This window comes from Marinobacter fuscus, assembly GCF_003007675.1.
In the GTDB taxonomy this organism is placed as follows: Bacteria; Pseudomonadota; Gammaproteobacteria; order Pseudomonadales; family Oleiphilaceae; genus Marinobacter; species Marinobacter fuscus.
Genome location: NZ_PXNP01000008.1, coordinates 1 through 19,757 on the forward strand (window position 1 = coordinate 1; position 19,757 = coordinate 19,757).

At 59.4% G+C, this 19,757-nt stretch carries 19 protein-coding genes and 1 pseudogene; 10 read left to right on the plus strand and 10 right to left on the minus strand.

Annotated elements, in window-relative coordinates:
* The 3 genes and pseudogenes from C7H09_RS20085 to C7H09_RS19815 all read right to left on the minus strand — a co-directional run.
* Positions 1-154: pseudogene (locus tag C7H09_RS20085) on the minus strand (IS5/IS1182 family transposase); the annotation flags it as partial.
* Between the two features lie 122 nt (positions 155-276).
* Positions 277-945 (minus strand): alpha/beta hydrolase, encoded by a 669-nt coding sequence (locus tag C7H09_RS00875; protein ID WP_106760780.1) that lies wholly within the window; start codon positions 943-945, stop codon positions 277-279.
* Between the two features lie 120 nt (positions 946-1,065).
* Positions 1,066-1,221 carry a hypothetical protein gene (locus C7H09_RS19815; RefSeq protein ID WP_165794761.1) on the minus strand — a complete coding sequence of 52 codons (156 nt, stop codon included), beginning with the start codon at positions 1,219-1,221 and terminating at the stop codon, positions 1,066-1,068.
* A 142-nt stretch (positions 1,222-1,363) separates the two neighbouring features.
* Between C7H09_RS19815 and C7H09_RS00880 the strand changes: the two genes are divergently transcribed.
* Positions 1,364-2,329 carry a calcium/sodium antiporter gene (locus tag C7H09_RS00880; RefSeq protein ID WP_106760781.1) on the plus strand — a complete coding sequence of 322 codons (966 nt, stop codon included), beginning with the start codon at positions 1,364-1,366 and terminating at the stop codon, positions 2,327-2,329.
* 84 nt (positions 2,330-2,413) lie between these two features.
* Here the strand turns inward: C7H09_RS00880 and C7H09_RS00885 are convergent, their stop codons facing one another.
* Both C7H09_RS00885 and C7H09_RS00890 read right to left on the minus strand, forming a co-directional pair.
* On the minus strand, positions 2,414-4,528 hold the full coding sequence (locus tag C7H09_RS00885; protein WP_106760782.1) for a TonB-dependent receptor domain-containing protein: 2,115 nt from the start codon (positions 4,526-4,528) through the stop codon (positions 2,414-2,416).
* A gap of 96 nt (positions 4,529-4,624) precedes the next feature.
* Positions 4,625-5,578, minus strand: coding sequence for a LysR family transcriptional regulator (locus tag C7H09_RS00890; RefSeq protein WP_106760783.1), 954 nt, complete (start codon positions 5,576-5,578; stop codon positions 4,625-4,627).
* A gap of 127 nt (positions 5,579-5,705) precedes the next feature.
* Here C7H09_RS00890 and C7H09_RS00895 point away from each other — a divergent pair, with 127 nt between their 5' ends.
* Genes C7H09_RS00895 through C7H09_RS00910 form a run of 4 tightly spaced genes read left to right on the plus strand, consistent with a single transcriptional unit; the run spans position 5,706 to position 9,497 of the window.
* Complete coding sequence (locus C7H09_RS00895; protein ID WP_106760784.1) at positions 5,706-6,665, plus strand: ABC transporter substrate-binding protein; 960 nt, start codon at positions 5,706-5,708, stop codon at positions 6,663-6,665.
* A gap of 35 nt (positions 6,666-6,700) precedes the next feature.
* Entirely contained in the window at positions 6,701-7,699 is a 999-nt protein-coding gene (locus tag C7H09_RS00900) for a FecCD family ABC transporter permease (protein ID WP_240616467.1), read from the plus strand.
* Entirely contained in the window at positions 7,696-8,703 is a 1,008-nt protein-coding gene (locus C7H09_RS00905) for a FecCD family ABC transporter permease (RefSeq protein ID WP_240616468.1), read from the plus strand. The genes C7H09_RS00900 and C7H09_RS00905 overlap by 4 nt, the downstream gene beginning before the upstream one ends.
* Positions 8,700-9,497, plus strand: coding sequence for an ABC transporter ATP-binding protein (locus tag C7H09_RS00910; RefSeq protein ID WP_106760785.1), 798 nt, complete (start codon positions 8,700-8,702; stop codon positions 9,495-9,497). The genes C7H09_RS00905 and C7H09_RS00910 overlap by 4 nt, the downstream gene beginning before the upstream one ends.
* A gap of 38 nt (positions 9,498-9,535) precedes the next feature.
* Here the strand turns inward: C7H09_RS00910 and C7H09_RS00915 are convergent, their stop codons facing one another.
* From C7H09_RS00915 to C7H09_RS00935, 5 genes are all read right to left on the minus strand, one after another.
* Positions 9,536-10,747, minus strand: coding sequence for a multidrug effflux MFS transporter (locus C7H09_RS00915; protein ID WP_106760786.1), 1,212 nt, complete (start codon positions 10,745-10,747; stop codon positions 9,536-9,538).
* Between the two features lie 73 nt (positions 10,748-10,820).
* Positions 10,821-11,252 (minus strand): DUF4124 domain-containing protein, encoded by a 432-nt coding sequence (locus tag C7H09_RS00920; protein ID WP_106760787.1) that lies wholly within the window; start codon positions 11,250-11,252, stop codon positions 10,821-10,823.
* Positions 11,253-11,340: 88 nt separating this feature from the next.
* Positions 11,341-12,549, minus strand: a complete 1,209-nt coding sequence (gene glcF, locus C7H09_RS00925) for a glycolate oxidase subunit GlcF (protein WP_106760788.1) — start codon at positions 12,547-12,549, stop codon at positions 11,341-11,343.
* 2 nt (positions 12,550-12,551) lie between these two features.
* On the minus strand, positions 12,552-13,619 hold the full coding sequence (glcE, locus tag C7H09_RS00930) for a glycolate oxidase subunit GlcE (protein WP_106760789.1): 1,068 nt from the start codon (positions 13,617-13,619) through the stop codon (positions 12,552-12,554).
* Positions 13,612-15,093 carry an FAD-linked oxidase C-terminal domain-containing protein gene (locus C7H09_RS00935; RefSeq protein WP_106760790.1) on the minus strand — a complete coding sequence of 494 codons (1,482 nt, stop codon included), beginning with the start codon at positions 15,091-15,093 and terminating at the stop codon, positions 13,612-13,614. Before C7H09_RS00935 ends, glcE begins: the two co-directional genes overlap by 8 nt.
* Before the next feature lie 325 nt (positions 15,094-15,418).
* On the opposite strand from C7H09_RS00935, the gene C7H09_RS00940 reads away from it, so the two are divergent.
* The 5 genes from C7H09_RS00940 to C7H09_RS00960 all read left to right on the plus strand — a co-directional run bounded on the left by C7H09_RS00940 (position 15,419) and on the right by C7H09_RS00960 (position 19,749).
* Positions 15,419-16,189 (plus strand): ABC transporter ATP-binding protein, encoded by a 771-nt coding sequence (locus C7H09_RS00940; protein ID WP_106760791.1) that lies wholly within the window; start codon positions 15,419-15,421, stop codon positions 16,187-16,189.
* A gap of 106 nt (positions 16,190-16,295) precedes the next feature.
* On the plus strand, positions 16,296-17,048 hold the full coding sequence (locus C7H09_RS00945; protein WP_106760792.1) for a transporter substrate-binding domain-containing protein: 753 nt from the start codon (positions 16,296-16,298) through the stop codon (positions 17,046-17,048).
* 47 nt (positions 17,049-17,095) lie between these two features.
* On the plus strand, positions 17,096-17,800 hold the full coding sequence (locus C7H09_RS00950; protein ID WP_106760793.1) for an ABC transporter permease: 705 nt from the start codon (positions 17,096-17,098) through the stop codon (positions 17,798-17,800).
* Positions 17,801-17,803: 3 nt separating this feature from the next.
* Positions 17,804-18,526, plus strand: coding sequence for an ABC transporter permease (locus tag C7H09_RS00955; RefSeq protein ID WP_106760794.1), 723 nt, complete (start codon positions 17,804-17,806; stop codon positions 18,524-18,526).
* 170 nt (positions 18,527-18,696) lie between these two features.
* On the plus strand, positions 18,697-19,749 hold the full coding sequence (locus C7H09_RS00960; protein WP_106760795.1) for a succinylglutamate desuccinylase: 1,053 nt from the start codon (positions 18,697-18,699) through the stop codon (positions 19,747-19,749).
* The last annotated feature ends 8 nt before the right edge of the window (positions 19,750-19,757 follow it).

The following is a 19,757-nucleotide window of genomic DNA, read 5'->3' on the forward strand; positions in this document are numbered from 1 at the left end:
TGCCTTCGTAGCGGGCGTAAAACGCACTCAAATCCAGCTCCTCGACAACATCACTGACAAAATAGGCCAGGTGGCCATCAGGCAGCCACTCGTTCAGGCTTGGGGGAAGGAGCAATTCCTGGTCGGGCGAGTACGGGCGGAAAGTGGTTCCCATCAGACGTCCTGTTGCCGAAAAATTTTCGGTTTATTATGCCAGAAACGGGCTTCTGCCGCGCAGACTCCTAGCCAAAGCCTGGCTCTCGGCCCACATCCAAAGAGACTACACCCGCTGGTTTATTATTCAGCGGACGCCAAGACCTGCTGAAAGAAGCGATCCAGATCCTGAACCTCTTCCAGGCACAGGCTGTGCTCCATAGGGTAACGGTGATACTCCGGCTGATAGCCGAGGGATTGCAGCTTTGACAATGCGGCCTGGCCAAGAGACTCCACCACCATCGGGTCGTGACTGCCATGGCCGATAAAAACCGGCAACTGGCGATTGGCCTCGCTCAGCCCGATAGAATCGACGGTGGCAAAATAGGTAGACAGCGCAAACAGGCCCCCCAGGCGTTCCGGGTAGCTCAGTGCCAGTTCATAGGCCACCGCCCCCCCCTGGGAAAAACCACCCACCACGATATCGGTACTGGCCAGCCCCCGGGCACGCTCCTGCTCAATCAACCGGGCCACCATGGCTGCCGAAGCCCGCAACTGCGAGGTGTCGACCGTGCGGTCGATGTTCATCGCCAGAATGTCGTACCAGGCAGGCATCACCATGCCGCCATTGATGGTGACGGGCAATTCGGGGGCATGGGGAAAAATGAACCGAACCGGTTGCTCGCGGCCGACCGTCAGCTCCGGCACGACCGGCTCGAAGTCATGGCCACTGGCACCCAGCCCGTGCAGCCAGATTACGGCTTTCTTCGGGTCTGGCCCGGTGTCGATTTGCAGAGTCTGAAGTGTCGTCATTTTGTGGCCCGCATGTTGAACTGAGGGCCGACTGTATCACTCTTTACAACTCTTTATCACTCTTGCTATCACCCCGTGGAACGGATGAGAAAGCGGCGGAGGGCTTTCGTAAAACCACGCTCACGCGGCCTTGCGAAAGCCCTCCATCCGCACGGCCTTGTCACGGCTACGCTTGTAGCGGGTTTTGTCTTCCACTACCCGCATCTGGTATTTAGGTGTTCTCAGCTCGCGCTGCACTGCGCTGTGCCGGGTAGCTTGCGCCTTCTTTCTGGCCATAGTGGCTCTCCTGCGGTCAGGGTGATCATTACGGCGCTGACTATAGCACCCTATTTTCAATCGGCAAGGTAAGCAATCACACTCATTGTCCGGGCAGCCAACTGACGGTCAAATAGTCAGACATCAACTAAGGAATGCTTCTGTGCTCATAGCCACCCTTGCCATTGTTGCCGGCCTTACCTTGCTGGTCTGGAGTGCCGACCGGTTTGTTGAAGGGGCCGCGTCTGTGTCTGCCTACGCTGGCCTGCCGCCGCTACTGATCGGCATGGTGGTGGTCGGGTTTGGCACCTCGGCACCGGAAATGGTGGTTTCGGCCCTGGCTGCAACCCAGGGCAATCCGGGCCTGGCCTTAGGCAACGCCTACGGTTCCAATATCACCAATATTGCGTTGATTCTGGGGTTGACCGCACTCATCACTCCCATTGCCATGCACTCGCGCATTATGCGCCGGGAGTTGCCGATACTGACACTGGTTACTCTCGGCGCCAGCTGGTTGCTTTTCGACGGCAACCTGAGCCGGATGGATGCGCTTGGCCTGCTGCTGGTATTTGCGCTGGTACTGGGCTGGAGCATCTGGAGCGGCATGACCAACACCGACGATGCCCTGGCGCCACAAGTAGATGCTGAATTATCGGCACACCACCTACCCGTGCGCAAGGCCGCGATCTGGCTGGTGATCGGGCTGATCCTGCTGATTGCCAGTTCCCGATTGCTGGTGTGGGGCGCCACGGATCTTGCCATGCGCTTTGGGGTAAGCGATCTGATTATTGGCCTGACCATTGTCGCCATCGGCACCTCCCTGCCAGAGCTGGCGTCTTCGGTGATTGCTGCCCGAAAAGGCGAGAACGATCTGGCCCTCGGTAACATCCTGGGCTCGAACCTGTTTAACACCCTGGCAGTGGTCGGTATTGCTGGCAGCATTGCGCCGATGGACGTGGCCGATGAGCTGTTGACGCGCGACTTGCCAGTGATGATCGGGCTGACAATGGCGCTGTTTGTGATGGGCTATGGCTTTCGTGGCCCGGGGCGAATCAACCGCTTTGAAGGGCTTATTTTGATGCTCACCTTTGCCGGTTATACCGGCTACCTGTTAACCACCGTTCTCTAGAAACCTGCGCGGCAGACACCGTGCCGGGCGAGCGCACTCCCATTAGTCAGGAGTGCGCTCTGTAGCGGGTTTCTGCCGCTGGTATCAGAACGTATAGTTTGCCGATACCCACAAACGGCGACCTTCGTCACTGTTCGCATAAACGTTGCCGTATTCGGTGCCGTTCTCATACGAACGATAATCAATGAAGTCCTTGTCCAGAAGGTTGTAGATAGTGGCGTTGAAGCTCAGGCTCTCCGTCGCTTGGAAGCTGCCACCCAAATGCAGCACCGCATAGGCCTTGAAGTCGCCCAGGTCTGCAAAGGAAGGGGCACCCCGCACGCGCTCACGGTTACGATAACGCTCACTCTCGTACTGGGCCTTCAGCCAGGTAGACCACCGGGGGGCTGGCTGCCATTTCAGAGACGCATTGGCCATATGCTCGGGCGTATCCGTCAGCGGCTCACCTTTGTTTTCGCCCGATTTTTGCTCACTGTCAGTATAAGTATAGTTCAGGCCCAGGCGCAGGCTATCCAGCACACGCAGTTCGGTAGCCACCTCAACGCCTTGGGTAATCGCTTCATCGATGTTGATATCCCGCCCGAACACTTCCGCTTTCGGCCAGTCACCACGATCCACACAGCCCGGGCGGTTGGGGTTATCTTCCCAGGAACAGTTCAGCTCATCCGGGCCAGCGGCAATTTTGTCCGTGAACTCGTTGTAGAACACCGTCATACCAAAGCTGTGGCCATTGGCATGCTGGTAGATCAGGCCCAGTTCAGAGGACGTGGTTTTCTCCGGTTCCAGATCCGGGTTACCAAAAATCGGAATGGTGCCCTGGCCGGTAAAGCCGACAATGCCATCCGCCAGTGCATTCAGCTCCGGAGTTTTGTAGCCGCGACTGACGCCGCCTTTCACGGTCAGCCCGGGAGTCGCACTCCAGACCAGATACGCCCGCGGGCTGAACTGGCTACCAAAGGCGTCGTGATGGTCGTAGCGGCCACCCAGAGTCAGCGCCACATCCCGGTGGAGAAACCACTCATCTTCAATAAACAGCGACTGAGTTTTCTGTTTGAACTCTTCCGCCGCAACACCGTCCTGCATGCGGGCATCCCACCATTGCCCACCAATGGTCACGACATGCTCTTCCAGCGGCATGACGAACTTGGTGTCAAAAATGCGATTTTCCGCTTTCAGCTCCCGGGGGGAGCCTGCAGGCTTGCCCGGAACACCTTTCGGCACAACGCGCCCGGAGGTTTCGGTTATGTTGCGCATGACACTGGTCTCCAGCGTTCCCGCCGAAAACTTGCCGGTGTGGCCAATGGCAAACTGATCCCGGTCGAACTCAAGTTTTGGGCCGTACCCCCTGGCTCCCAGGGTACCCAGCTGGCCTTCAGAGTTATCATAGTCCTGGCGGGCCGTTTCGATATCCAGCCAGAGTTCCTGGTTATCGGAGGGCATCGCCGTCAGGCGCGTTCCCAGCGTGTACTGATCCGATTCAACCGGGCTCGGCCCACGACGGTCCACTTCAATCACGTTCCCATTGGCGTCCAGGTACTCCAGATCAGACGCATCCCGCTCGAACCAGCGGCCACGCAACTGCAGGCCCAAGCCATCCTTTACCAGCGGCCCGGTGGTGAAGAGTGAGTAGGCTCGGCTATCGCCAAAGTCACGGTCTTCGTTAATGGTGGTCTCCGCAGTCAGGGACGTGGACCAGACCGGATTCACCTTCTTGGTAATGATATTGATCACCCCACCCATGGCATCCGACCCATAGAGTGTCGACATAGGGCCACGGATAACCTCTACCCGCTCAATCGACGACGGTGGCGGCAGGAAGCTGGTAGAGGTTTCGCCAAAGCCGTTTGGCGTTACATTCCCGGCGGTGTTCTGTCGACGACCATCGATCAGAATCAGGGTGTATTCACTGGGCATGCCACGCATACGGATGGTGAAACCACCGGTTTTGCCGGCAGAACCGGTTACATCCACGCCTTCTACATCATCAAGAATATCGGTCAGGCTGGCGGCCTGCTTCGTGCGAATTTCCTCGCTGCTGATTACGCTGATACTGGCGGGTGCCTCGGTCTTGTTCTGACTGAACCCCGATGCCGACACAACAATCTCTCCCAACTCGACCGGCGAGGACTGTGCCTGCACTCCAACCGGGATACTGGCCAGCGCAACCGCAGACGCCAACAAGGAAAAACGACGATACATGCAAAACTCCTTGGTAAGTGCTCTATACAAGCTGAACGACCCAAATCTCATATGCGAATCATTATCAGACGCAAGAACACTAACACAAGGTGCAACTCACTTTCTGGAACCATTTGTTCCAGGTTCCGGAACTCCGGCAGAAGGGTTGGGCGTCGTCTGCCCCCAGGCCAATGGCACTGCACTCCTCAGGTGCGCAATAAAAGCCCGCACACGCCGGGGAAGCACCCCGTGCGGATACAGCAGTGTGACTGGCACTTCCGGGCCAGACCACTCGGCCAGGCAGCGCCGAAATGTGCCAGGATGAGCACTCAGCCGACGCTCAACCAACCACAGGGGCATTAAGCCCAGGCCCCGGCCTGCCGCAATGGCATCACCCTGAACACTGAGCTGATCCACGGTAAACCGGCGTTCGGGCAGTGACAAAGGAAAACAGCCCATGCGGGAGTGCTGCAACGCCGTACGTTCATCGCCCAGGCCGACTAAATCAACCCAGGGGTGCCCAACCAATGCACCGGGAGATTCCGGTACACCATGGTTACGGAAATATTCCGGACTTCCGAAAACCCCTTGCTCCAGAACACCAAGACACTCCTGCCGCAACTCCGAATAGGCAGGCTGCCCCAACCAGACACATACGCCATCATCTACCCGGTCAGGCACGCTGCGCTGGGTGCGGAGCGAGATCGTCAAGTCTTCATGGTTTGCCATAAACGACTCAACTACGCCGGAAAACCAACCACGCACAAGGGCTTCATGGCACCGGAGCTCCAATCGCCCGGTGACTTCTTCCTTCAACTCATCCAGCGCCTCATGGCCCTGGGCAACAAGCTCCAGAATGTCGTTGCAATATCGATAAAAAACCCGCCCTGCATCATTGGGGACTATTTTCTTCGATTGCCGCAGCAGCAACGGCTGCCCCAGCGTTTCTTCCAACTGTTTGATCCGACGGCTCAGGGTCGATTTTGGCAAGCCGAGATCCCGGGTGCTGGCAGTCAGACTGCCGGTGCGCACCACAGAAACAAAGGCTTCAAGCTCTTGCAGGTCGTACATGATTTCATCCCGGAATTTGCAACCAACCGTTTCAATTTAACACTTTAAAAACGTAACGAGAACAATTATCATCACGAGTCACTTTAAAGATCGCTCACTAACCATTCCCAATCCCGGAGTTTCCTGCATGTCCCGCCCCGCCACAGTTGCCCTGAATGTTCTGCAACGCTGCTTCACCATTCTGGTACTGGCAGGCCTGAGTTCCGGGGCCGTAACGGCCGATACGAGAAGTCTGGATACCGCGTTCGGCCCGCTGGAAATCAGCGGCCAACCAAAGCGAATTGTTACTTTGTATGAAGGCGCACTGGATACCGCACTGGCGGTAGGCGCCCACACAGTGGGTGCCGTGATTACCCGGGGTGGCAACCATGTTGCGGACTACATCAAACCAGCGGCAGGTAACATCAATATTGTCGGCACCCCGGGCGAGACCAATATTGAAGCGGTATTGGCAGCACAGCCCGACCTTATCCTTGCCGCACCCCGCACCAGCGAGCAGCAATACCGACTGTTATCCCGACTGGCCCCCGTGGTTGTGCCCGACATACCGATGTTCGAGGCCGATACCTGGAAGCGGGAAACCCGCTTGTTTGCCCGGGCCATGGGCCGGGCCGACCAAGCCGAGCAGGTGATCGAGCAGGTTGAAGCCCGGATTGCAGAGGTAGCCAGCCTGGTGCGCGAGCGCATTCCGGCAGACCAGCGGAACGCCACACTTATTCGCTGGATGCCGCAAGGGCCGCTGGTGATGGCCGAAGGTCTGTTTTCGGCCGCCATTATCCAGGCCACCGGCTTCCGCCCCAATAGCAAGGGCCTGATCAAACCCGGCCGTCCCCACAGCGAACCGCTGAGCCTCGAGAACCTGTCTGGCCTCGACCAGAACTGGATGTTCCTCGCCACCCTGAATGCCGATGGCGACAAGGCTCTGGCAGCGGCCCGCAAGTCTCCCGCCTTTGCCCGACTCAATGCGGTACAGGCAAACCAGGTGATTGCGGTCAGCGGGCAGCTCTGGACCAGCGCCTCCGGCCCGCTCGCGGCACTCGCCATTCTTGATGATATAGAAGCGGCTGTACTGGCCCTGCAGCCCTGAACCATCTGACCTTGAACGCTCTGTCAGCAAACCGCGTGCTTGCGTCTCGCGAGCTTCTCCCGCAACTGCTGGTTGCGGGTATTTTTCTATTGCTTGTGATCTTGGCCAGTCTGTTGCTGGGCGCGGGCCCAATCTCAGCCCACGTGTCTCTGGAAACCCTGACCGGCAGCACCCACCCGGACGCCTGGTTTGTAATCAGTGAACTGCGCTTTCCCCGTACCGTCATCGCCGTGGTTACCGGCCTTGCCCTCGGGCTGGCTGGCGCCCTGTTGCAATCCATGACCCGCAACCCGTTGGCGGAACCGGGGCTGCTCGGGGTCAGCGCTGGCAGCGGGTTTGCCGTTGCCCTCGCCATCCTGCTGGGGGCCAGCACCGCCACTTTAACCACGGTAGTCGCGCAATTGGGAGCACTGGCGGGTTGTGGCCTGGTCATCGCCGCTACCCGGGTTCAGGGGCTGGGCAACGATCCGGTGCGGCTGGTACTCGCTGGCGCTACCTTGAGCGGGCTGCTGCTGGCGCTCACCTCCATGCTGATGCTGATAGATCAGCGGGCAGCCGACGAAATCCGCTTCTGGATTACCGGCAGTGTGGCGGGCAAGCCGCTGGCGGTACTGGCCACCACACTGCCCTTCATCGGCATGGCCCTGATGTTGGTGCTGGCCGTCGCTAAGCCTCTGGCGGCCATGTCGCTTGGCGAGAAGGCGGCCGTCGGCCTGGGCCACCACCCCGGGCGCATTCGATTGATGGTAACGCTGGCGGTGGCATTGCTGGTGGGCTCGGCAACGGCCCTGGCAGGCCCATTGATTTTCGTCGGCCTGGTGGTGCCGTTTATCACCCGCGCCATCGCCGGCCCGGATATTCGCCGCACCCTGTGGTTGTGCCTGCCAGTTGGCCCCGCGGTGGTGCTCGGTGCCGACGTCGTGTCGCGACTGGTTGCCGCCCCGGCGGAAATGCCGCTGGGTGTCGTCACCGCCCTGATCGGGGCTCCGGTACTGCTGGCTATCGTCCGGGCAGGGAGAATGCCGTCGCTATGAACCGGATAATCCCATTGCCGGATAAACGTAATGCCCTGGTCAACAGCCTGTTGCTGGCACTGCTGATGATCAGCACCCTCACTTCGCTTTCCACCGGTACAGTGCAGGTATCCCTGGCGGATACCCTGGCCGCCCTGCTCGGCCAGGCCGACCCGATGACCGATTTTGTGATCAATGAACTGCGACTGAACCGGGTGGTTGCCGGGCTTCTGTGTGGCGCGGCTCTGGCTCTGGCGGGTTGTCTGATGCAAACACTCGCCCGCAATCGCCTGGCCACGCCCGGAATCATCGGCATCGACAATGCCGCCACCGCCTTTGCGGTGGCTTCGGTGGTGGGTATCGGCCTGTCGCTGGCTCCCTCGGCAATGGCACTGGCCGGGGCGGCCACCGCCACCGCCCTTGCCTTCGGCCTGGCTGGCGCCAAGGGTACCCGGGGCTATCGCTTTATAGTTGCCGGAATTGGCATAGGCGCCATTGCGGCCGCCATCACCCAGGTGATGCTCAGTCGTGTGGCAATCGACGATGCCAACGCCGCCTATCCCTGGACGGTGGGCAGCCTGAACGCCCGGAACCCCGAAAGCGTAAAGGTTCTCGCCGCGGGCCTCGCCCTGGGCTATCTGGTACTGATGGCCATTACCCGTGCGCTGAATACCCTGCAGTTTGCAGACGCCGTTGCCATTGCCCTGGGTACCCGCCTGAAAGCCACCCGCATTCTTGGTCTGGGGCTGTCGGTGCTGCTCACCGGGCTTGCTGTTTCGGTATGCGGGCCGGTGGGCCTGGTGTCACTGCTGGCACCGGAGTTGGCGCGGGCCCTCAGCCGCCCCGGCAAAATCCCGCTGACCGCCTCGGCGCTGGCGGGCGCCAGTTTTCTGGTGGTCGCTGATCTGCTCGGCCGCAGCTTGTTTTCTCCCCTTGAAGTACCCGCAGGTATTATCTCGGCCATTGTTGGCAGCCCTTACCTGCTGTGGATTCTGCTCAGACCAACGCCACGGAGCCTGACATGAGCCAACACCAAACCGCCACCCTGGCCGCCGAACGCATTACCCTGGCGCACCGGCATTTTACCGTCGCCCGAGACCTGAGCGTCCAGTTGCCCGGCGGCAGGGTTACCGCCATTGTCGGCCCCAACGGTTGCGGCAAGTCCACCTTGCTGAACGGGCTTGCCCGCATTCACACCCCGGATGCCGGTTGCGTACTGCTCGACGGCAAGGACATCCATCGGCTGCCCTCGAAAGAAGTGGCTCGCAAACTGGCCCTGCTGCCCCAGGACAACCAGGCTCCGGAAGGCCTGACGGTGTCTGATCTGGTGCGTTTTGGCCGCCAGCCACACCAGGGCTGGATGAAACAGTGGTCAGAGGAAGATCAGCACGCTTTTGATTCTGCCATCGCGGCCGCCGACGTACAGGATCTGGCTCATCGGGCTCTGGATACCCTGTCTGGCGGGCAGCGCCAGCGGGCCTGGATTGCCATGGCCGTGGCGCAGCAAACCCCCTTGCTGTTACTGGATGAACCCACCTCGGCACTGGATCTTGGCCATCAGATCGAAGTGTTCGAACTGATCCGTGCCCTGAGCCATCACGGCAAGACCATCGCCATGGTGGTACATGATCTGCCAACCGCCTGCCGCTACGCCGACCACATGGTGGCCATGAAGGAAGGGTCGATTATCCGGGAGGGCGCTCCGGCTGACATCGTCTCGCCGGAACTGGTGAAGACACTCTATGGCGTGGATTGTGAGCTGATTCAGGACCCGGCCACCGGCAGCCCGCTGCTGGTAAACGTACGCCGCTGCCGGTGAACCGACTGGCCGGTCACAACCGGCCAGAGCGCCAGGGTTCAGGCCGCCGCCGGCTCGCCCTGCTCAAGGGATTTTTCCCGGGCCACCGCAGCGGGCGCACCCAGTGCAAGCAAAACCGCCCCCACCGAGCAGGCCAGCATACTCACCACAATAGGCATCAGCGAGTCACCGGCAAAGGTGGTGGACAGCGCACTGACGGTGCCCGCCAGGGTAAACTGGGAAGCCCCCAGCATGGCCGCAGCAGTGCCGCCAAGATGCGGAAAGAACTCCAGCGCATTGGCCATGTTATTGGGCACAATGCCGCCCTGGCAGCCCACCGCCGCAATAATGAACGCAACCACCGCCCACAGCGGGCCATGAAAAAACACCACCAGCACCAACCCCACCAGCGCCAGGCACTGCAGAATCACCTGCACCCGTAACAACACCACCGAGGAAAACCGCCGAAGCAAGGGCCGGTTGATCAGGTTAAGAACCGCCATCAGGCCAATATTGGCGGCAAACAGGATCGAAAAGGCACTGTTGGAAAGCCCGAACCATTCCTGATAGATAAATGATGCATGGGTGATGAACAGCATCATGGTGCTGAAACACAACACCTGAATGCCGACAAAACGCATGGTGGTCTTGTGCCTCAGCACCAGCAGGTAGTTGGTTACCAGGGTTTTTACCGGGGTCACCGCCGGTGGCCGGGGCTTCAGCCGCGGGAACAGGGCAAACTGCAACACCACCGCCAGGAAAAACGCATAACCGGCCAGCAACACAAAAATCCAGTGCCAGTCGCCCATCGCCAGCATCAGCGCCCCCAGTGACGGCGCGGCTGCCGGTGCGATAAACATGATCAGGCCGATCAGGCCGAACAACCGTGCGGCTTCCTGCCCGCCCACCTGATCACGCACAATGGCGGGCACCGAAACCGCACAGAAGGCGCCCCCCATGCCCTGCAGAACACGCCAGCCCACCAGGTCAGAAAGTGAACCTGCCTGAGCCACCATCACCGCTGCAACAGCAAACACCGTCAGGCCGATGAACAGAATGAGCTTGCGGCCATAACGATCCGACAGGGGCCCGCCAACCAGCTGAGCCAGTCCGAGCGTGGCCACATAGGCACTCAGGGACAAACCCACATCGGCCAGTGACACATCATAATCGCTGGCAATCTCCGGAAATGCGGGTAAATACGCGTCCAGCGCCAGCGGCCCGAGCGCGACCGTCATGCCGAGCAGTAACGCGAGTTGAAAATGCGACAAAGTCCACCTCCTTAATAAGATAGATAGCTAACCGCATTTCCCGCCTGCTGGCAATCAGAGCTTACCGAATCAATCAGTTAAGGATGCAGGATTGGCTGTAAAGCTGGCTGAGTTCCCGACGCTTCTGGCGAAGGTTATTGCCCCGGTCGTTGCTGTACCCGGCCCGCAGTTGCCCCTGGATACGCGCCAGCCGTTTGCGATAGCCCTCGCACTGGCTGGCCTCGCGCCGGGCTTGCTTGCCTGCGGCAAACCGATCCTTGCTGCCGGAGGTTAGCAGACGACCAACCGCAGCACGGCTCTGGCGCACCTTGTCGGCCTGGCGGATGTTTTCATTCATCGGCACGGTAACCGGTTCGGTCAGCTCCAGCCTGGAATGCTGCCGGTGTACCGGCGGAGTATCGGAAAAGTGGGTCGCACCGTTGCTATCCGTCCAACGGTAAATCTCGGCAGTTGCGGGAAACGCCACTAAAGCAAACAGCAACGCAACAAGTGTCTTCCTTGGCATAGTTCACATCCTGTGAGGTCAAAAAAATGATGGCCCCTCCGGGGCCATAAGACTATAACCGAAACCGGGCGCGCTTGCAGGGCAAGCCTCAACGATCCAGCAACTCTATCCAATGGTTCACCGGGATCGAAGCCCGGGTTTCCAGGTGCAGCTGGCAGCCGATGTTGGCCGTAACAATCCGCACAGGATCGTCCACGGTCAGCGCCGCCAGTTTGTTCTCCAGCAGCTTCTGGCTCATTTCCGGCTGGGTAATGGAATAGGTTCCCGCGGAACCACAGCACAGATGCTTGTCTTTGGTAACCGCCAGATCGATACCTGCGCGGGCCAGCACCTGCTCTACCACACCACCTTGCTTCATGGCGTGTTGCAGGGTGCAGGGGCAATGAAAGGCGACTTTCCCGGCCTGCGCATTGGCCTTGAGCGGTTCCAGGTCTTCTTTCAGCAGGAAAGCCCCAAGATCCATGCACAGCTCACTGACTTTCGCCGCCTTGTTGGCGTAAACGGGGTCATCCCGCAACAAATGGCCGTAATCCTGAACCATGGCACCGCAGCCGGAGGCCGTCATCACAAGGGCCTCGGCGCCAGCGTCAATGGCGGGCCACCAGGCATCAATGTTGCGGCGCATCTGTTCCAGGCCCCGTTCGTGCTCCGACAGGTGGTAGTTGACCGCCCCGCAGCAGCCCGCCTCTGGCGCCTCCAGCAGGGTAATACCCAGCCTGTCCAGCACCCGGGCGGTGGAGGCGTTGGTGTTCGGCGCGGCGGCAGGCTGAGCACAACCCGCCAGGCCCAACACCACCCGTGGATGGCTGGAGACCGGCCAAGGGCTGGCCTCGCGACGGGGCGGCACCTTCACCCGCAAGGCTTCCGGCAGGATCGGACGAAATGCCTGCCCCAGCCGCAGCATGGCACCGAACAGCTTCCGGTTCGGCAGAAACCGGGTCAGCCCCCAGCGCAGCCATTTTTCTTTCGCCGACCGGGGTAACTCCTGTTCCAGCAGCCCGCGGCTGATATCCACCAGGCGGCCGTATTTGACGCCAGACGGACAGGTTGTTTCGCAGCTGCGACAAGTCAGACAACGATCCAGGTGCTCCCGGGTTTTCGCGGTAACCTCGCCGCCTTCGAGGAACATTTTCATCAAATAGATCCGCCCCCGGGGGCCGTCTCGCTCATCGTTCAGCTCCTGATAGGTCGGGCAGGTTGCGGTACAGAAGCCACAGTGCACGCAGGCTCTGAGGATGTCCTCGGCCTCCTGGCCTTCCGGAGTATTGGCAAATTGTTGAACCAGATTCGTTTGCATAATTACAACCAGCTATAAAGGCGGCCCGGATTGAAAATGCCATCCGGGTCAAACGATTGCTTTACCCGACGTTGAAGCACTTTCAACGCCTCCGGCTGACGATGCATCACCTCGGCGGTGCGATCGCCGCCACGGAACAGGCTGACCTGGCCTCCGGCCGCCCGGGCCAGAGGCTCCAGATCGGCCATGGTCGCCTGCCCGCGATACCAGCGCTGGGCACCGGCCCAATCCAATAGCCAGGGGCCATCCAGAGCCGGAGTTGGCGCACTGGAATTAATGGAAAAGCGCCACAACGGCTGCTCCGGGTTCGCGAAAAACGGGTGTTGCAGGTTCTGTATCTGCTGCCAGAAGGCACTCGGATTTTCCAGCGGTTCGCCGCCCCAGGCCCGGGCCGTGGCCTCCACCGCCGATTGCGCACCCGCCAGGCGCAAATAGAGTTTGCCATCCACCCAACAGGCGCCCGTCAGGGGCTTGGGCTCACCCGCCCGACGGTTCATCAGCCCAACCACCTCATCCATGGCCATGTCTTTAACCAACGTGATGCTGGCGGCAGGTCTGGGCATCACCTTCAAACTGATCTCGGTTATCGCACCGAGGGTGCCCAGGGCACCTGCCTGCAACCGTGAAACGTCATAGCCCGCCACGTTCTTCATTACCTGTCCGCCAAACCGGAGGTGCTCACCCTTGCCATTCAATAACCGGATACCCAGCACCTGATCCCGCACAGATCCGGCCCAGGGTCTGGCCGGGCCGGACAAGTTACAGGCCAGGGTGCCACCAATGGTGCTGTTCTCGCCAAACCGGGGTGGCTCAAAGTGCAGACATTGCCCATGCTCCGCCAATACCGCATCAATTTCGTCCAGCCGGGTTCCGGCCCGTACCGTTAGTACCAACTCCACCGGATGATACTCCACCACCCCCGTGTGCCCGGACATATTCAGTTCTTCGGTCTCGGCCTCCATCAACCGCCCCATAAACGACTTGCTGCCGCCGCCAACGATGTTGAGTGCCTGGCCGCGGCTGCGAGCCTGGAGCACCTGTTCCTGAAGTTGGTTGATCTGATCAGCCATGTGACAGCCCCGCCTGGTCATGCTTGTGTTGCTTGTGTTGCTTGTGCTCGATGGAGCGGTATTCCTGACAGAATTTCAGGGTCGGCACCCCCTTGCCCGGGTTCAGGATGCCCTGGGGATCAAAGGCGGCTTTTACATCGTGAAACTGCTGCAGTTCCTGATCATTAAACTGCACCGCCATCTGGCGGATTTTCTCGACACCGACACCGTGTTCGCCGGTAATGCACCCGCCCACTTCCACGCAGAGTTCCAGAATGCGGCTGCCAAAGGCTTCCGCCCGCTCGAACTCGCCGGGCACATTGGCATCAAACAGAATCAGCGGGTGCAGGTTGCCGTCTCCGGCATGGAATACGTTGGCCACCCGCAGGCCAAAGTCTTCCGACATCTGCTCCATCGCCAGCAGCACTTTGGCCAGATGCCGGCGGGGGATGGTGCCGTCCATGCAGTAGTAATCCGGCGAGATGCGGCCCACCGCCGGGAACGCAGATTTCCGGCCTTTCCATAACAGGGCGCGCTCTTCTTCACTGCCGGAGGTTCTTATCGAGGTGGCCCCGAGCTTTCGGAACAACGCCTCCACTTCAGCAATGTGTTCGTGCACCTCTTCCTGTGTTCCGTCTACTTCACACAACAACAGCGCCCTGGCATCCCGCGGGTAACCCGCCTGGCAAAAATCATCGGCGGCAATGATGGCGTGGCCATCCATCATTTCCAGCCCGCCTGGGATAATGCCCTGGGCGATCACCGCACCAACCGCATCACCGGCTTTTTCAATGCTGTCGAAGCCGGCCATGACCACCTGGGCCACTTCCGGGGTTGGCAACAGTTTCACCTTCACCTCGGTTACCACACCCAGCAGCCCTTCCGAGCCGGTCAGCAGCGCCAGCAAATCCATACCGCAGGTGTCCAAGCCATCACTGCCCACGGTTACCCGCTCGCCCTCGGCGGTAATGATTTCGACGCTGAGCAGGTTGTGCACGGTCAGGCCGTACTTCAGACAATGCACGCCGCCGGAATTCTCTGCCACATTACCGCCAATGGTGCAGGCAATCTGGGATGAAGGATCCGGGCCATAATAGAGGCCATGTTCGGCCGCGGCTTCACTGATGGCCAGGTTGCGCACCCCGGGCTGCAACCGGGCGGTGCGTGCCAGCGGATCGATCTCCAGAATCCGGTTGAACTTGGCCAGCGACAGCACCACACCTTCTTTATGAGGCATGGCACCGGCACACAGCCCGGTACCCGCGCCCCGGGCAACCACCGGCACGGCCTGTTCGTGGCACAGCCGCATAACCCGCTGAACCTGCTCCACGGTCTCCGGAAGCACCACCATCATGGGCATTTCCCGGTACATGGCCAGGCCATCGCACTCGTAGGGCTTCAGGGTTTCGTCGTCGGTAATCACGAACTCCGGGTCAATAAAAGACCGGAATTTCTTAGCCAGCAAAGTCTTGCCAGCTTGTGCATTGGTCGTCATAACACTCTCGGCTTGTTATGTTTCTGTTCCCGTATTCGCAAGCTGCGATATTTTACCTGAATGTTCAATAGATCAATGGTCTGCTTACGTCACCGGCGACTGTTCTGTGTGCCAGCCCGGGCCTTCATTGGGGGCACAACACCGCCTTTCTGATAGCGATGGGAAACAGCCTGCGCTGAACTGCTTGCAATGAACAACAATTCCACCAGAATGAGCAAAGTGCCACCGGCTGCGAATTTCACCAAAACCCAACAAAGCGGTATTGATTTCCACGGCAACAGTCCGTAAAACTTGCGCCTTTGTATGACAGTCTCAGGAGCCAGCCATGGCGGAAACCGCCCCCTTGATTTGCAGGGACATCCACAAGACCTTTGATAAGCTGGAAGTGCTCAAAGGCATCTCTCTGGAAACCCGCAAGGGAGATGTGGTTTCTCTGATTGGCAGCTCCGGCTCCGGCAAAAGCACCTTCTTACGCTGCATCAACCTGCTGGAAACCCCCACCTCCGGCGACATTATTGTGCACGGCGATCCCATCCGCTTCACCAATAATCGCAAGGGTGAGCGGGTGCCTGCCGATAACCGCCAGGTGGAGCTGATCCGCGCCCGCTTGTCCATGGTGTTCCAGGGCTTCAACCTCTGGTCCCACATGACGGTGCTGGAAAACATCATCGAAGCGCCGGTGCACGTTCTGAAAATCCCGAAAAAAGAAGCCATTGAACGGGCCGAAGCCTATCTGGACAAGGTCGGCATCTATGAACGCAAGGATTATTACCCGGCTCAAATGTCCGGCGGGCAGCAACAGCGCGCGGCCATTGCCCGGGCCCTGGCCATGGAGCCGGAGGTGATGCTGTTCGACGAGCCCACGTCGGCGCTGGATCCGGAACTGGTGGGCGAGGTGCTCAAAGTGATGCAGAGCCTCGCCGATGAAGGCCGCACCATGATTGTGGTCACCCATGAGATGGCTTTCGCCCGGGATGTCTCCAGCAAGGTACTGTTTCTGCATCAGGGAGTGATCGAAGAACAGGGCACACCGGAGAAGGTGTTTGACCATCCGGAATCCGAACGGATGAAGCAATTTCTTGCTCCCAAGTTCTGAACACCGGTGCTATCTTGAATCGGTGTTGGATCAGGAGTTGTAACCCGGCTCCGCAGATGACCATAAAAAATAAAGCCCTTGAGGCAGATAACCGGAGAAGTGACAGATGAAAAAACTGATGATCGCCGCAAGCTGTGCCCTGGCCCTGGCGGCAGGTACTGCTCACGCCCAGGACAGAAACCTACGCATTGCCTTCGACGTGCCCTACGAGCCGTTCGAATACAAAGACGATAACGGCGAACTGACCGGCTTCGAAGTGGAACTGGCCGATGCCATGTGTGAGGAAATGCAGGCCAACTGCGAGTTCGTCATTCAAGCCTGGGACGGCATGATCCCCGGGTTGCTGGCACGTAAATTCGATCTGATCATGTCGTCCATGTCGATCACCGCTGAGCGTGCCGAGCGGGTGCTCTTCTCCGAGCCTTACTACAACACTCCGGGCGGCTGGTTCGGCCCCAACGATTTCAACACTGACGTAACCGACATGGATGCCATGAAGGGTAAAACCATCGGCGTTCAGCGCGGCACCACCATGGACACCTTTGTCACCGAAAACATGGGCGGCATTGTTACCATCAAGCGCTACACCACCGCGGATGACATGGTGCTTGATCTGGAAGGCCAACGCCTGGACGCCGTCTTCGTGGACTACCCGGTGGGTGAGCAGACCGTGCTGACCAAAGACGGCTTCAAGGAAGTCGGCGAGCCGGTCAAGCTGGGTGAAGGTGTCGGCGTGGCTATGCGCAAGCGCGATAAGGATCTCGCCAACGAGGTAAACGCGGCCCTGCGCACTCTGAAAAACGATGGTACCTACGACACCATCATGCAAAAGTACTTCAACTACGACATCAAGATGTGATGTCGCCGGGGGCAGCCAGGTGCTGCCCCCGCTGACCGGAATCTTCCATGTTTGATCTGAAAGGCTATGGTCCGGCCCTTGCAGAAGGGGCGGTTATCACCATCGAGCTGGCGTTCCTGTCGCTGGCGCTGGCGTTGTTTCTGGGGCTGGTGGGCGCCAGTGCCAAGCTGTCCGGCAGCCGGGTTGCCTCGGGTATCGCCACCGCGTATACCACGCTGATCCGGGGTGTGCCGGATCTGGTGATGATGCTGTTGTTTTATTATGGCGGCCAGGTTGCGGTCAACATGCTGTCGGATTATCTCTGGGAAACCCGGGAAATCGACTTTTTCTTCCAGTTCGATCCGTTTATTTCTGGCGTGGTCACCATCGGCCTGATTTTCGGGGCCTATATGACAGAAACCTTCCGGGGCGCGTTTCTGGCCGTGGATGTGGGCCAGATTGAGGCCGCCAAGGCCTACGGCTTTACCCGCTGGCACACCTTTCGGCGGGTGATGGTTCCGCAGATGTTACGGCACGCCCTGCCCGGCATCGGTAACAACTGGCAGGTGCTTCTGAAGACGACCGCACTGGTGTCGATTATTGGCCTGACCGATATGGTTCGGGTGGCCGAGGAAGCGGCCAAAGCGGAGCGGATGCCGTTTCATTTCTTTATTCCGGTGGCGGCGGTATACCTGATCCTGACCGCCGGTTCGGAACTGTTTATCAAGTGGCTGGATCGTCGGGCCAATGTCGGCGTGGTTCAGGGGAATTAAACGATGCCTGATTTCATTGTCGAATGGCTCGATCGCAACGACATTTTCACCGCCATGACTCTGATGGAATACTGGGACGGGCTGGTGACGACGGTTCACCTGGTGTTCCTGTCTCTGATCATCGGTCTGGCGGTGGCGGTGCCGCTGGCGATTTTGCGCACGGTGAAAAACCCTCTGATATCTGGCCCGATCTGGGTCTATACCTATCTGTTCCGGGGCACGCCGCTGCTGATTCAGCTGTACATTATTTACTATGGTGTGGCGCAGATTCCGGGCATTCAGGAAACCTTCTGGTGGGAGATTTTCCGGGAGCCGCTGTATCCTGCGTTGCTGGCGTTCACCTTGAACACGGCGGCGTATACCACGGAGATTATTCGCGGGGCGATTGTGTCTACGCCGCACGGTGAGATTGAGGCGGCGAAGGCTTATGGTATGAACTGGTTGCTTCGGATGCGGCGGATTATTCTGCCAAGTGCGGCGCGGCGGGCGGTGCAGGCCTATTCCAATGAGGTGATTTTCATGCTGCACGCCAGTGCGATTGCCAGTGTGGTGACAATTGTGGATCTGACCGGGGCCGCGCGGAATATTTACTCGCGGTTTTATGCGCCGTTTGATGCGTTTATTTTTGTGGCGCTGTGCTACATGGTGCTAACGTTTATTCTGGTGTTTGCGTTCCGCAAGCTGGAAAATCATCTTTTGCGCCATCAGCGGCCAGTGAGTTCCTGAAGCGTCAGGGCTTGATAACATACCCTTGGCGCATGGTCAGCTGGCAGGGGGTTCCTTCCGGGAACCGCTACGAGCACATCCATGTGCGCTTCTCGAAGGCCATCCATGGCCTTCGACATTCCCGGAAGGAACCCCCTGCCAGCTGACCCCGTACCGTATCTGGGGAGTCTATGAAAGCAACCAACCTTCTCTTCGACACCCATCCCGACTGGCTCACCCACACCCTCGCAAACGCCTCTTCCAACCTCCCCGAAGTAAGTACTTGTTTACCCGATGGCACCCGGGTTTCACGCAGAGCCAACGGGGTTCTGTGGCTGCAGCCACCCGCAGGCCGTGAGAACCCAAACCGTGAAGCGCTGATCGTATCCGCGGGGGTTCATGGTAATGAGACTGCGCCGATCGAGGTGCTGAACGGGCTGATGTCGGAGCTGTTCGAAGGGCGCTGGGCGCTGGCTTGTCCGCTGCTGCTGATTCTGGGCAATCCCCCGGCCATGGTGGCCGGTGAGCGGTTTCTGGATGTGAATATGAACCGGCTGTTTAACGGCGCCCATGGAAAGTCCGAATACGCGGGGCTGCCAGAAGCGGCCCGGGCCGCTTTTCTGGAAGGGCTTTGTCGGGAGTTTGCTCTGGCGGGGCAAGGGCTGGCGCTGAGTCATTACGATCTGCATACCGCCATCCGGCCCTCGAAGCGGGAGAAGTTTGCGCTGTATCCGTTTGTGGCGGGGCGGTCGGTTCCGGCCGGGCAGTGTGCGTTTTTGCTCGAAGCAGAAGTACAGACGCTGTTGCTTCAGCACCGGGCTTCGACGGTGTTTTCGTCGTTCACTGCGAGTGAGCTGCAGGCAGAGAGTTTTACCGTGGAGCTGGGTAAGGTGCAGCCGTTTGGCAAGAACGATCTGGCACGTTTCCAGGGCGTCGAGCGGGCGTTACGGCGGCGGTTTCTGGGTGAAAGTACGCCTCCGGTACGTGCGCCGTTTGATGAATTGACGGTGTTTGAGGTAGTGCACGAGGTGATCAATAGCGGGCCGGAGTTTGAGTTCCATGTTCCGGATGATGTCGCCAATTTCACCGAGTATGCCCCGGGGTCGATCATCTGGACGGATCGCAACGGGCGCTACCAGGTAGGTTCGGTGCCGGAGGCGGTGGTGTTTCCCAACCGGGCGGTGCCGGTGGGGCAACGGGTGGGTTTGATGATTCGCAAGAAGACGGTGATCCGGCCCGAATGAATTGTTCC

Bases quoted from the DNA above. Each gene is read 5' to 3' on its own strand.
- C7H09_RS00940 (WP_106760791.1), top strand. From the start codon at position 15,419: ATGGCGGAAACCGCCCCCTTGATTTGCAGGGACATCCACAAGACCTTT.
- C7H09_RS00875 (WP_106760780.1), bottom strand. From the start codon at position 945: ATGACGACACTTCAGACTCTGCAAATCGACACCGGGCCAGACCCGAAG.
- C7H09_RS19815 (WP_165794761.1), bottom strand. From the start codon at position 1,221: ATGGCCAGAAAGAAGGCGCAAGCTACCCGGCACAGCGCAGTGCAGCGC.
- C7H09_RS00950 (WP_106760793.1), top strand. From the start codon at position 17,096: ATGTTTGATCTGAAAGGCTATGGTCCGGCCCTTGCAGAAGGGGCGGTT.
- C7H09_RS00895 (WP_106760784.1), top strand. From the start codon at position 5,706: ATGTCCCGCCCCGCCACAGTTGCCCTGAATGTTCTGCAACGCTGCTTC.
- C7H09_RS00905 (WP_240616468.1), top strand. From the start codon at position 7,696: ATGAACCGGATAATCCCATTGCCGGATAAACGTAATGCCCTGGTCAAC.
- C7H09_RS00890 (WP_106760783.1), bottom strand. From the start codon at position 5,578: ATGTACGACCTGCAAGAGCTTGAAGCCTTTGTTTCTGTGGTGCGCACC.
- C7H09_RS00955 (WP_106760794.1), top strand. From the start codon at position 17,804: ATGCCTGATTTCATTGTCGAATGGCTCGATCGCAACGACATTTTCACC.
- C7H09_RS00920 (WP_106760787.1), bottom strand. From the start codon at position 11,252: ATGCCAAGGAAGACACTTGTTGCGTTGCTGTTTGCTTTAGTGGCGTTT.
- C7H09_RS00960 (WP_106760795.1), top strand. From the start codon at position 18,697: ATGAAAGCAACCAACCTTCTCTTCGACACCCATCCCGACTGGCTCACC.
- glcE (WP_106760789.1), bottom strand. From the start codon at position 13,619: ATGGCTGATCAGATCAACCAACTTCAGGAACAGGTGCTCCAGGCTCGC.
- glcF (WP_106760788.1), bottom strand. From the start codon at position 12,549: ATGCAAACGAATCTGGTTCAACAATTTGCCAATACTCCGGAAGGCCAG.
- C7H09_RS00885 (WP_106760782.1), bottom strand. From the start codon at position 4,528: ATGTATCGTCGTTTTTCCTTGTTGGCGTCTGCGGTTGCGCTGGCCAGT.
- C7H09_RS00910 (WP_106760785.1), top strand. From the start codon at position 8,700: ATGAGCCAACACCAAACCGCCACCCTGGCCGCCGAACGCATTACCCTG.
- C7H09_RS00945 (WP_106760792.1), top strand. From the start codon at position 16,296: ATGAAAAAACTGATGATCGCCGCAAGCTGTGCCCTGGCCCTGGCGGCA.
- C7H09_RS00935 (WP_106760790.1), bottom strand. From the start codon at position 15,093: ATGACGACCAATGCACAAGCTGGCAAGACTTTGCTGGCTAAGAAATTC.